A 12,107-nucleotide genomic window follows, 5' to 3' on the forward strand; every position below is an offset into this window, starting at 1 on the left:
TACAAGTTTTGATGGATCAGATGAAGCGACATGATCGGAACAGGGAAGCGCTGCGGCTGGCGGCGCTTCAGAGCTATGACATTCTCGACACGCCCCGTGAAAAGGAATTCGATGACATTGCCGCGCTGGCTGCAAGGATCTGCGGCACGCCGATTGGCGTGCTGAATTTTATCGCCCGCGAGCGGCAGTTTTTCAAAGCCGAGGTCGGACTGGGGCTGCGTGAGACACCCTTGGCCAGTTCCTTCTGCGCCAAGGCTATTTTGGAAGAGGATTTCCTGCTGGTTGCCGACGCGACAATCGACGCGCGGTTTCACTGCAATCCGCTGGTCACCGGAGAGCCCTTTATCCGCTTTTATGCCGGCGCGCTGCTGAAAACCGAAGATGGTTATCCGATTGGAACGCTCTGTGTGCTCGGACATCAGCCCAAGACCCTGACCGAAGAGCAGCAATTCGCATTGCAGGTGCTGGCGGGTCAGGCGATCTCCCAGCTCGAGTTGCGACGACGGATTGCGGATCTCAGTTATGATTTGGCGGTGGAACGCCGCCTGGCCTCCAAAAGACAGGTCCGCGTCGCCAGCACCGACGCCAAGCTCGAACAGCTCACGCAAGACGACCAGCGCAACGCGGCCGCGCAGGCCGCGGGTGGCGTGGGGATTTTTGAGGTCGACACAAAGGCCAACAGCATGACGGTTTCAAGCGAATTCTGCCGTATCTATGGCCTCGCCGAAGCCAGGAGCTATCCCGCGTGCGTCTTTGAGGATCTGATCCTGCCTGAAGACCGACATCATGCCTCCACAAGCGAAAGCCGGAAAAGCGCATCGGCTGTTCTTAACGTGGAATATCGGATTCGGCGGGCCTCGGATCAGCGCATTCGATGGATCGCGCGGCGGGCCCAGTTTCTCGAGGACGATCACGGCAGGCCGCTGAAAATGGTGGGGGTGGCGATTGATGTCACCGATGCCAAGCGAAAGGATGCCCGGGTGGCCGCCTTGCTGACACTGGGCGATCGTCTGAGTCTCGCCAGCTCGCTGCACGATATTACAAGGATTGCGTCCGAGATACTGAGTGAGGGTCTGGGGGTGGATCGGGCCGGCTATGCCAGCATGGATCCGGGCGGGCCATCCATCAGAATCGAATATGAGCATGTTCGGGCGGGGATGCCGCGGCAGGTGGAAAGCCACGACAGCGCTGATTACCCGCAAACCATTGCCCGCCTCGGCGAAGGCCGGCTGGTGGCAGTCGCGAACACGCACGGGGAAGCTTTTCTAAAAGGCGAAGCGGCGATCTATCGTGATCTCCATATCCGCTCATTCATCAAGATACCGTTGATCAAGGACAACAGGCTCGCCGGCGTGTTGTTTGCCCATGACGAGCAGCCGCATTTCTGGAGCAAGGCCGAGCTCGATTTCGCGGCTGGTGTTGCGGATCGCACCTATGCGGCGATCGCCAAGTTTCATGCCGAGGCCGAACAGCGCATTCTCAATCATGAACTCAGCCATCGAATGAAGAACACTCTGGCGATTGTGCACGCTCTGATCGGCCAAACCCTGAAAGGCGTCACGCAAAGAGATGCAGTGGAGGCCCTGTCGGGTCGGATTCAGGCGCTGGGCAGCGCCCATGAACTTCTGCTGCAGCAGTCCTGGTCCTGCGCGCAATTGCGTCAGGTCATTGAGCAGGCGATGTATCTACATGCGGACAGACGGCGGGTGTTTTTAAACGGCCCCGCAACCATTCTGGGCCCAAAGGCAGGACTGTCGATCGCCTTGCTGCTGCATGAGCTGGGGACCAATGCCCTCAAATATGGCGCCCTTTCCAACGACCTGGGAGAGGTTCATATCTCCTGGGCTTTGCGGGATCGCGACAAAAGCGATCCGCATCTGGAGCTTGTCTGGGAGGAACGGCTCGGTCCCGCGATCTCCCAACCCGACCAGACCGGATTTGGGTCGCGATTGATCCGGATGGGACTTGTCGGCACCGGCCAGGCGGAGCTCAATTACCGGCCAACCGGGCTGCTGGCAACGTTTCGTGCACCTTTGGCGATGATAATGCATCATCCAACGCAAGCGTAGGAATTTGAGATGAGCACTGACACGCCGAGGCCAAAGACAATTCTGGTCGTTGAAGACGAGCCTGTGCTGCGGCTGGTCGCGGTGGGGGATATTGAGGATGCTGGCATGATCGCGCTTGAAGCGAGCAATGGCAGCCAGGCGCTCGAAATCCTTGCGACGCAACCCTCCATCGATTTCCTGTTTACCGATATCGACATGCCAGGGGCGATTGACGGGGTTACGCTTGCAAGCATCGTCCAGCGCCACTATCCTTGCATCAGGGTCATCCTTGTTTCCGGCCTGTGCACGACGCCGCAATTGATGCTGGAAACGCCCGTTCCCTTTTATGCAAAGCCCTATGATATGGTTCATATTCTGCAGCATATGCAGCTGTCGTCGTAAATGCGCAGCAGAGCGCGCGCCGGCACCGAGCAGGCTTTGGAGGCCGCAACGCAAGCGGGAAAGCAAGCGGGCATGCAACGCCGTGAGCAGTTGAGCGATGTCGGCGGCTTTCGGCTGCGCAGCGTGGTGATTGCCGGCAAAGACCCGAAAGTGACCGTGGTGTTCCTCCATGGTGCCAGTTGCAGCCTGCTTGATCCGCTTTTCACCTTTGCGGCGCTGTGTCCACCAGACATGCAAATGGTTTTCGTCGACCGGCCCGGCCATGGCCAGTCGGAATTTGGTCCCGCCTCAATGCTGCGTCCGGACGCACAGGCTGATGCACTGGCGCTTTTGCTGCAACAGCGCGGGATTGAGCAAGCGATCATTGTCGGCCATTCCTATGGCGGCGCGGTGGCTGCCGCCTTCGCGGTCCGGCATCGGCACCGGATTTGCGGACTGCTCTTGCTGTCGCCTGCGGCCTATCCGTGGGTTGGGGGAGTTTCGTGGTTCAACAGCGTGGCGCGTCTGCCGGTTGTGGGGGCCTTGTTCAGTTTTTTCATCGCCCCGCCCTTTGGCGCCTTGCTGCTTCGCCAGGCCATCCGGTCGGTGTTTGCACCCAATGCGCTGCCGGAAGCCTATCTTCAAAAGAGCAAGGCCTGGCAGGCGCTGCGGCCACGCCATTTCAGGCACAATGCCCGCGAACTGGGCGCGCTGAGCGCCTGGGCTGCAGGCGCGTCGCGGCATTATTGTGAGATCAAGGCGCCGACCATCATCGTCAGCGGTGATGCGGTTGAGATTGTTTCCATCGACGTGCACGCCATTCCCTTGGCCCGCACAATTGATGGTGCGGCGCTTCATGTCATCGCTGGGATGGGGCACAAGTCCGATCATGTGGCCCGCCATCTGGTGATGGCTGCGATTGGCAAACTGTGTGGCAAGCCCGTCGATCTCACAGCATTGGCAAGGAAAATTGAGGCGGAGATCGCGCGGGACACTGCCGACTGATCGCCGGCTATTGCGGGAAAGCCTGGTGTGATAACGCTTGTGTAATGCGCGGCCCGGGTTGCATCGCTGGCCGTTGATTGATGGAAACCGGACCTGGCGCAACCGGTTGCGGATGGATGGCCCCCCTCGCAGCCGCGCCTTCAACGAGACCGAAACGGTGCGGGACTGGCCAAACGCCGAGTGGACCGGCGGAGCGCTACGGCAGCAGGGCCCCTGTTGCATCCAGTGTCTCGATCTGCGCGATCTGATCGAGCGGCACAACCTTGAACTTTGCCGCCGCAAAGATGCGCTTGAGGTCAAATCGGCTGTAATTCAAGGCCTGATAGGTGCGCACATAGAACGCATCATTGCCGAGATCGGCCAGCACAGTCCATGAGGTATATTCGGTCTTGTAGGCTTGGCCGGGCGCTGCGGAAATTCCTTCAATATCAAGGCCACCCGACTGGGGCGGGTCAATGGTGATGCCACGCGGACGATCGAAATTATTCATGACATGGGCGAGACTGCGAATAGCCTGCGCCGGCTCGGTCTTTTCCGCAAATGTTGCATAATAGGCTGCGCGTACGAAGCGACCGACCGAGGTATTGGAGGCAGGCAGGCCTGCGGTCGCAATGCCGGAATCGGGCTGGGTCACGGTCAGCGCACCAAATTTTCCGGTCGACTGATCGCGATTGCTCAGAAAGGTGTAATTGTTGAGATTGGTGAGATGCCAGGGGAATGCAGGGCCATTGGTCATCACACCAACCGGATTGTCGTAGACATTCTGCTGGTGATCGGAGAATTCGATGACCAGCGATTGTCCGGCGCGATCATGCACGACAAAATGAAACGGCGTTGTCGCCCCGTGCAGCGGTGCCAGTGCGGTCAGCAGGACCGTGTTCTCGGCAAGTTTCGTCTTGACCTCCCCTGTCGTGGCGCATTGTCCGAGCACAAAGGCACCCAGATCGATTGCCGCCAACAGGGCTTTGGTCTTTTCGGCATTGTCTGCGGGACCTGAGGCACCGGCATAGGCGAGCACACTGAAGCTCAATCCCTGCTCATTGACGCCTTCGACGATCTTGAGATCATCCACACTGCCATTGGGCACAGCGATCGCGAAGATCGCGTAATCGGTCGCAAAGCGCAGGGGTTGGTGATCATCGGCGGTTGAGGCGAAGGCGTGGCCCTTGGGAATGGAGGCAATCACATAGGGGAGTTCCATCGACAGTTCCATCGTCCGACCGGCATAGGCACCGGCATTGGCATCGCGCAGCAAAAGAGCGGTGCATGCCACAACGAGATCATGCGGCGCCTGCAGAGGCGAGAGGTCGGAAACCAATGGTAGAAGACTTGACAGCAAAGACATTTTTCATCCCCTTTGAAACATCAGACGCGTCACAGCATGGCCATTGGCTCAACAGGTATCAGCTGATCACAACCTGTTCAAGAGAGCCGAATCCCTGTTTTGTGTCGGATACTTAAGCCATTACTGAAACGAAACTGGTGGCTTGCGGCGCGACCCGGCATTGCGTAATCATGGTCTTGGGCAGGAAGCTGTCGCGCATGGTGCGCGCAGCAGGGACAATGGAGACCTCAATCAGTGTCAGGTCCGTCATTTTCTTTATTCGGGGCTTATTTCCCATCCTGGATGATGTGTCTTGCGATCGCGATTATCGTCACGGTGGTGCTGCGGGCGATTTTCATCCGCACCGGCCTTGACGACATTCTGGTCTTTCGCCTGATCACCTATACGGGAATGGTGATTGCGATCGCCTGTGGTCTCGCTCTTTTTGTCTATGGTCGGTGAGTATGGAAACCAACGCTTACAGTCAGAAGCCCCTAAGCCTTGCCGGTTTTGTGATCCTGATCGTCATTGTGATCATCGCCGCTGTGATGGCCTGGCTCTATCTGCGCAAGGCCCATGACAATCCGCTCTCCAATGATGCGGTGATCGGCGCGACAATTGTCAATATTGCTGCAAGCGTGCCGGGTCGGATTCTATCGATCGATGTTGCCGAGAACCAGGCGGTCAAACAGGGGGCGTTGCTGTTCACCCTTGATCCTGAACCCTTGCGCCTGCTGGTGGAGCAGACGACCGCTGATCTCGAAATTGCGCAGGCGGCACTGGAGACGCAGCGCCGCGCCACCAAGGCCGAGGCCCAAAATGCCCTGATCGCCGATCAGCAGGTCAAGCGCGCGCGGACCAATCTTGATCTTGCGGAGGTCACGCTGAAGCGTTTGACGGCGCTCAGCCCCAAGGGCTATGTCACCCGCCAGCAGGTCGATGACGCGACCACGCTGCGCAATGATGCCCAGATCAGCCTGGCCCAAGCCATCAAACAGGCGGAGGCTGCCAATACACTGGTCGGATCACTTGACAGCGCCGAGGCTCTGGTGCGGGCACGGCGCGCTGCCCAGGCACTGGCACAGCATAATCTGGACAATGCAGTGGTGCGTGCGCCGCATGCAGGACGCGTGGTCGGGATCACCAATGGGACGGGACAGATCATCGCGCCGGGCCAGTCGGTATTCACACTGATCGATACCGCCAGCTGGTATGCGACGGCGACATTTCCGGAGACGGAATTGCGCGGCATCAAAGTCGGCGCCTGCGCGCACGTTCGCATTCTCGCCGATAGTGCGGTTGTGATCAAGGGACGGGTGGAAGGCATTGGCTGGGGCGTGACCTCGGAAGAACTAATCAACATTCCGCGCAATCTTCCCTATGTGCCAAAGAATCTGAACTGGGTGCGGATCGCGCAGCGTTTTCCGGTGCGGGTGAAACTGATCGATCCGCCTGCTGATCTGACGCGTGCGGGCGCCTCGGCTGTGGTGACAGTGCATGATGGCAGCACCTGCTAGACGCGGCCTGAGCGCCGCGCTTCTCGAGACAGTGAGTGACCTTGCGCCCTTCCCGGGCCGCATGGCCACGGCCTGGCGGGTGGCTGCGGTCTGTGCGCTCGTCGCGGGGATCGCGATGATGTTCAACATCCCTGAATCGGCGATCAGCTGCTATCTGGTGATTTTTTTGATGAAGGCCGATGGCGCGGAAAACATGGTGGTGGCCATCGCCGCGACCCTTGCCATCACCCTGCTGATCGCTCTTATGATTCCGATCATCCAGTGGACGGTGGAATCGGCCTCACTGCGCATTGTGATTATGATCGCGGTGTCATTTGCCTTCATATTCCTGGGCGCGGCAAGCAAGCTTGGGGAGGGCGGCAGCATTGTGGCGCTGATCATCGCCTTCATTCTGACGCTGGTCAACGAGGTGCCGGTCAATGGCGTGATTTCGATGGCCCTGCGCTATGCCTGGGAGATGGCGATCCTGCCGATGCTGGTGATTGCGGTCTTCAGCCTGTATTTTGGACGCTGGAGTGTCTCGCTGTTGCGCCAGGAATTGCGGGAAAGATTGCTGCTGGCGCGACAAGCCCTGCTGAATGGCCCTGCGCCCCTTGTTGCCGAGAAGCTTGCGGCGGGCAATGACGATGAGAGCAAGCGGGCAATGCTTGTGAGGATCCTGCATCAGACCTCGCAGAAGAATGCCGCGCGGATCAAGGCGGATATTCCCGCCTCCTATCAGTTGTTGTTTGCCGTCAGCGCCCTTCCCGAAGCTGCGAGCGTTGAGAGCCGGCACTCCTATGCCAGCGAGATTGACGCAATGGTGGATGCGCTCGACCGGGGCGCGCCGCCGCCCCCGCCGCCGCTTGCCGAGGACAAGCTGCCTTGCGCACAGGCCAGGGCCATCCGGCAGGCGCTGAACACGCTGGCAGGACAGCAAGAGCCCCGCTATAGAAAGGGGGCGGGCGAGCGCTTCTTCGCCGCCGATGCCTTCACAAACCCCGCTTATCAACGCTTTGCGCTGAAGACCACGCTGGCGGCCATTCTGTGCTATATGTTTTATGCAGCGATCAATTGGCAGGGCATCCACACGGCGATGGTGACCTGCTATGTCGCCTCGTTGGGCACTGCCGGCGACACGCTGCACAAGCTTGTGCTGCGCATTGCCGGCTGTCTGATCGGTGCGGTGATTGGCGTCGCCTCGATCATTCTCCTGATGCCGCAGATGGAAACCGTTGGCAGCTTGATGGTGCTGGTATTCTTCGTCGCCTTGCTGGCGGCCTGGGTTGCCGGGGGAAGCGAAAAACTGTCCTATGCGGGGGTTCAAATCGGCCTCGCCTTCACCCTGACGGTCCTGCAAGGATTTGGTCCCACCACCGATATGGATACCGCGCGTGACCGCATCCTCGGGGTGCTGGTCGGAAATCTTGCGGTCTACCTGGTCTCAACCCTGATCTGGCCGGCACCGGTGGTCACCGTGATACGGCAGCATCTGGCACAGGCCGCGAGAAAAATCGCACAGATTGCCGCCTGCCCTGCCGCTAGCCGCATGGAGATGATCAACACCGCAGCCGAAGTGGAGCTGCTTTTGGGCGAAGTGCGCTATTGTTTTTATCTGCTACCATTCGAGCCGTTGCAATTGCGCCCCTCGGAGGCCCTGGAAAAAACCTTTGAGAGCCTCACCGATCAACTTGCCTCGCTGAACAAGGACGTCTATTTCTGTGAGGGAGTGGCTGATAGCAGTGCCGTACGGCTCGAAGCCCTGGCGCTGCGCATTGAACAGGCGGCTTTCAACGAGATTGGTCTTTTTAATACATCGCAGGCTGCTGAAGGCCTGACGAGGGATCCGGGGGAAAATCAAATCGGCACGCGTCTCGCACGTCTGGAAGCACTGTTGGCGGGTGGACCGGCATGAGAGGCAGCAACAGGCTCTTGTTTGTTGGATGGGCTGTTTGCGCGAGCCTTGCTGTTGCGGGATGCGCTGTGGATGCCCTCAAGCTCGCGCCATCGGCAGCCGATCAGCCCTGGCAGGCCGCAAAGGAGCCGGGCCGGCAAACCGCCGCAGCGCAGTCCTCGGTCGAGCGCAAGGATTTCAGGGTGCCGGCCAATCCCGAGCTGGCACTGATTGCAAGTCCGGTTGCGGTAGACACCCGGCCCTCCTATGATCTCGCGCAGCTGATTGATCTGGCGCAGCGCAGCAATCCTATGACGCGCAACGCCTGGGAAAAGGCACGTCAGGCAGCGCTTGGGGTCGGGATGGCGGAAGCCACGCTGTTGCCTGTTCTCACAGCCAATGTGATTGGTGGCGTCCAGAAGACCACCACGCCAGTCGACGTTCCGCTGATTGGCCGCCGGGATGTGGATACGACGCTGAAAGGGGTTACCCCGGCGCTGGCGCTGCAATGGCTGGTGTTTGATTTTGGTCAGCGCAAAGCGCTGGTCGAGGTCGCCAGGCAGGGCTCGTTCGCGGCCAATGTGACCTTCAATGCGATGCATCAAAAACTTATCTTTGATGTCACACGCACCTATTACGAATATGGCGCGTCGGTGGCCGGTCACCGGATAGCCGAACAGACCTTGCGCAACGCCAAGTCGGTGCTTTCTGCAGTCCAGGCGCGGCTGAATGAAGGACGCGCAACCACGATCGAGCTGGCGCTTGCCCGCCAGCAGGTTGCGCAATCTGAACTGCGACTGGTGAAGGCGCAGGGACAGCAGGATAACACCTATCAGGCGCTGCTGGCTGCGATGGGCGTGAATGCCATGCTGAAAATCAACATCGACGGCTCCACACGCCGGGCACTGCCCTCCACATTTGACGGCGTCACGCAAAGGATGCTGGAAAGCGCTTTGTCACGGCGTCCGGATGTGATTGCGAGCTATGCGGCGTTGCAGGCCAGCAAGGCGGGTATCAAGGCGGCGCAGGCGGAATTCATGCCGAAGGTTTTTGTATCGGCTGCGCTGTCGTCAAGTTCGAACCGCTTTGATGCCGGAAGCCTGCCGTCGATCGGCAATCAGGCATCGGGGGCCGGTATTCTGGTCGGCGCCACCATGCCGCTTTATGACGGCGGCTTGCGGGCAGCGCAGCTCAAACAGGCGCAATCCACGCAGAATGCTGCGGGTGAGACATTTCGCAAGATCCAGCTGGATGCGGTTGCCGAAATCGTGCTGGCTTCCAATGCTCTGAAGACGGCGCTTGCCGCCAACAAGGCGGCGCTGGTGCTGGTTTCGACCTCGGCCACTGCCTTTGATGCGGCGCTGGATTCCTATCGCAACGGGCTTGGGACCATCACGACGGTCAATGAGACCAATAATGGGCTTTTGGATGCACGGCTGGCGCAGACGGATGCGCACACGGCGGCATTGATTGCGGCCGCAAATCTGGCGTTCTTCTCCGGTGCCTTAACGTCGACGCAGAGCCTGCCCGGCATGGCGCAGAGCGAGTAGCCCGGTGTCGCCGCGTTCCCCGCGATAAGCCACCGCTACAACTTTTGCCTGCGGGCTTGCAGGCAAGCTTGCGTACAGCTGCTCAGCTGAGGGCCGGCAGTACGTCGCTCGCAAAGGGCCGCTTGGGCTGCATGGGACAGAGGCCAACAGCCTGGTTGAGCCCACAGGGATGTTTTACAAAGTCAAATACACCCCGCTCATTTGAGGGGGTGGTGTTGCCCTGTTGCTACAGACATTCCTGTGCCGTGCACTATCTTGAAGTGAGTGATTAATTTGGGCTCTTAAGGGAGCTGGGAGATTAGAAATGAATATGAAGTCCATTCTTCTTGCCTCGACCGTTATTCTCGCTGGTGCATTTGGCGCCCAGGCTGCCGATGCCATTCAGTATGAAGAGCCAGTGCCAGTGGTTGCTGCTCCGGTGTTTTCCTGGACCGGCGGTTATCTCGGTGGTCAGATCGGTTATGGCTGGGGTAAGTCGCGCTTCAGCAACGAATTTACCGCGATCAACGTGAAGCCCGATGGTTTCCTCGGCGGCCTTTATGCCGGCTACAATTTTGATCTCGGCAACAGCTTCGTGCTGGGTATCGACGGTGATGTGACCTACAACAACCTCAAGGACAGCTATTCGGAAACTGATTTTGGTGTGACCGACAGCCTTGAGAGCAAGCTGCGCTGGTCGGGTGCCGTTCGCGCCCGTGCCGGTGTTGCAATGGATCGCTTCCTGCCATACATCGCAGGTGGTGTTGCATTTGGTAGCGTGAAGAACACCTTGTCTTCGACCGATGGCATTGACGAAGTCAGCGTGTCGCAGAGCAAGACACTGACCGGCTGGACGGCTGGCGCAGGTGTTGATTACGCGGCAACCGACAATGTCATCGTGCGTCTCGAATATCGTTATACCGACTACGGTCACAAGGATTTCGACTTTGGCGTTCCGGATGCCGGCGTCCGCGACAAGTTCAAGACCAACGAAATTCGTCTTGGTGTTGCCTACAAGTTCTAAGCAGCACGGTGATAGCGTTTGAAGGCCGTCCGGAGCAATCCGGGCGGCTTTTTCTATTCAGGCGACGGGAAATCATCGCGTTGTTTTCGCCACTTGGCTTTATCGCAGCATGATCGATCCCCGACATCTTGCTGCCGTGAGGTTCAGGTCAAATGGTTTGAAGAACGCAATGAATGGCGCATTTCCAGACGGCGATAGGCGGTGGAAAATCCATTGCGGCGCCTGCACTATTTAACATGGGGTGAGAGCGAGGGTCGGTTTCATGGCTTTTTACTGAGGCGCCGCGATGGTGAAATCACGCGGTGATTGTGAGTTGTCACGCATGGCATGCCTCTAAGTTACCCCAATTGTTTGCTTGCTATTTTAGCCTCACACGATAAGCCTGAAGAGCCAGCCTTACATTTTTCTTGGGCGCGCTGGCGGGGATTAATTATCCCGACCCGCAATCTGAAAGGAGGACATTATGTCTTCCACGACACATCGCATCGATTTGCACTCTAGCAACCGCATTCTCAACCAAATGATGGCGAGGGCTGGCTATATTACGTCAAGGCTGAAGCCCCTGCCGGGGCCGCTTTCTCACCCGTCGAAATTGGTTTTGCAGAATTTCATGACGGGTTTGATGCGTGACCATCGCGCTGATATCGCTCCATTCCCGGAACCCACCCAGGCATTGGGTGCGGTTTGAGGCTCTGTCAGCGGTGAGCGCCCTTGCATGGCCTCGCCCGATAAAGTTGCCCGAAATACTGATGTGAATATGTATGGACGTGAATTAATCTCTAAAATCTGGCGTCAATCAAATATAATTTGACAAATTCCAGTTCGTACATTATGTATTGACTATCGATATTTTCTTGTTGAGTTTTGCTTATTGCGCGTTTAGCACCGCGTCTTGAACGAACCCCCCTTTTAAAAATCGTTTTCACCTAGCGTCATCTTGGCGCGTGCTGTTTTTTATATTGCTACGGAAGGGTTCATCATGACCACTGGCACAGTTAAATGGTTTAATTCAACAAAAGGCTTCGGCTTCATTCAGCCTGACAATGGCGGCGCTGACGCCTTTGTTCATATCTCCGCAGTTGAGCGTGCAGGAATGCGCGAAATTGTCGAAGGTCAGAAGATCGGCTACGATCTGGAGCGCGACATGAAATCAGGCAAGATGTCGGCCTGCAATCTGCAAGCTGCTTAAGTAGGTTCTCTTCTTTCCTTTGACCACGGATGTACTGGCACTGCCGAAAGAAGTTTACTTTTAAAGGGTCGAGTGCACGCTCGGCCCTTTTTTTAACCTGCTGATCGAACGCAGTGGATGATTTGAACTGCTGTCATCCTGGGATCGACCACACCATTTACAGTTTTAAAAACTCCGTTGCTGTGGGCGGTTAAGAGCACAGCCCGCTCGCTGCTGG

General features: G+C 58.0%; 12 protein-coding genes. 10 read left to right on the plus strand and 2 right to left on the minus strand.

Translation table 11 applies throughout. The annotated features are described in order from the left end of the window. Window positions 1-11: 11 nt before the first annotated feature. The 3 genes from QBD00_RS19870 to QBD00_RS19880 are packed head-to-tail and all read left to right on the plus strand — an operon-like array spanning window position 12 to window position 3,434. The gene (locus tag QBD00_RS19870) at window positions 12-2,069 is read left to right on the plus strand and encodes an HWE histidine kinase domain-containing protein (RefSeq protein ID WP_151094433.1); all 2,058 of its coding nucleotides are present in this window, start codon (window positions 12-14) and stop codon (window positions 2,067-2,069) included. Between the two features lie 9 nt (window positions 2,070-2,078). Continuing rightward, on the plus strand, window positions 2,079-2,450 hold the full coding sequence (locus QBD00_RS19875; protein WP_318580342.1) for a response regulator: 372 nt from the start codon (window positions 2,079-2,081) through the stop codon (window positions 2,448-2,450). Continuing rightward, window positions 2,451-3,434 carry an alpha/beta hydrolase gene (locus tag QBD00_RS19880; RefSeq protein ID WP_318580343.1) on the plus strand — a complete coding sequence of 328 codons (984 nt, stop codon included), beginning with the start codon at window positions 2,451-2,453 and terminating at the stop codon, window positions 3,432-3,434. Between the two features lie 196 nt (window positions 3,435-3,630). On the opposite strand, the gene QBD00_RS19885 is transcribed toward QBD00_RS19880, so the two are convergent. Next, a complete protein-coding gene (locus QBD00_RS19885; protein WP_318580344.1) occupies window positions 3,631-4,779 on the minus strand; it encodes a linear amide C-N hydrolase in 1,149 nt (382 codons plus the stop codon). 112 nt (window positions 4,780-4,891) lie between these two features. Further along, the gene (locus QBD00_RS19890; RefSeq protein ID WP_191793792.1) at window positions 4,892-5,029 is read right to left on the minus strand and encodes a hypothetical protein; all 138 of its coding nucleotides are present in this window, start codon (window positions 5,027-5,029) and stop codon (window positions 4,892-4,894) included. A gap of 35 nt (window positions 5,030-5,064) precedes the next feature. Here QBD00_RS19890 and QBD00_RS19895 point away from each other — a divergent pair, with 35 nt between their 5' ends. The 7 genes from QBD00_RS19895 (at window position 5,065) to QBD00_RS19925 (ending at window position 11,890) form a co-directional block, all read left to right on the plus strand. Further along, window positions 5,065-5,220: a hypothetical protein gene (locus tag QBD00_RS19895; protein WP_318580345.1), complete on the plus strand. Its 156-nt coding sequence runs from the start codon at window positions 5,065-5,067 to the stop codon at window positions 5,218-5,220. 2 nt (window positions 5,221-5,222) lie between these two features. After that, window positions 5,223-6,275, plus strand: coding sequence for a multidrug transporter subunit MdtN (gene mdtN, locus QBD00_RS19900; protein WP_318580346.1), 1,053 nt, complete (start codon window positions 5,223-5,225; stop codon window positions 6,273-6,275). Then, window positions 6,256-8,169 (plus strand): FUSC family protein, encoded by a 1,914-nt coding sequence (locus QBD00_RS19905; RefSeq protein WP_191793795.1) that lies wholly within the window; start codon window positions 6,256-6,258, stop codon window positions 8,167-8,169. The genes mdtN and QBD00_RS19905 overlap by 20 nt, the downstream gene beginning before the upstream one ends. After that, complete coding sequence (locus QBD00_RS19910) at window positions 8,166-9,698, plus strand: TolC family protein (protein ID WP_318580347.1); 1,533 nt, start codon at window positions 8,166-8,168, stop codon at window positions 9,696-9,698. Before QBD00_RS19905 ends, QBD00_RS19910 begins: the two co-directional genes overlap by 4 nt. Before the next feature lie 304 nt (window positions 9,699-10,002). After that, window positions 10,003-10,701, plus strand: coding sequence for an outer membrane protein (locus tag QBD00_RS19915; protein ID WP_151094456.1), 699 nt, complete (start codon window positions 10,003-10,005; stop codon window positions 10,699-10,701). Between the two features lie 463 nt (window positions 10,702-11,164). Further along, window positions 11,165-11,389 carry a hypothetical protein gene (locus QBD00_RS19920; protein WP_151094459.1) on the plus strand — a complete coding sequence of 75 codons (225 nt, stop codon included), beginning with the start codon at window positions 11,165-11,167 and terminating at the stop codon, window positions 11,387-11,389. 291 nt (window positions 11,390-11,680) lie between these two features. Beyond that, complete coding sequence (locus QBD00_RS19925; RefSeq protein WP_095444059.1) at window positions 11,681-11,890, plus strand: cold-shock protein; 210 nt, start codon at window positions 11,681-11,683, stop codon at window positions 11,888-11,890. Window positions 11,891-12,107 lie beyond the last annotated feature (217 nt).

The sequence above is a fragment of the Ochrobactrum sp. AN78 genome (assembly GCF_029909885.1).
Classification (GTDB): Bacteria; Pseudomonadota; Alphaproteobacteria; order Rhizobiales; family Rhizobiaceae; genus Brucella; species Brucella quorumnocens.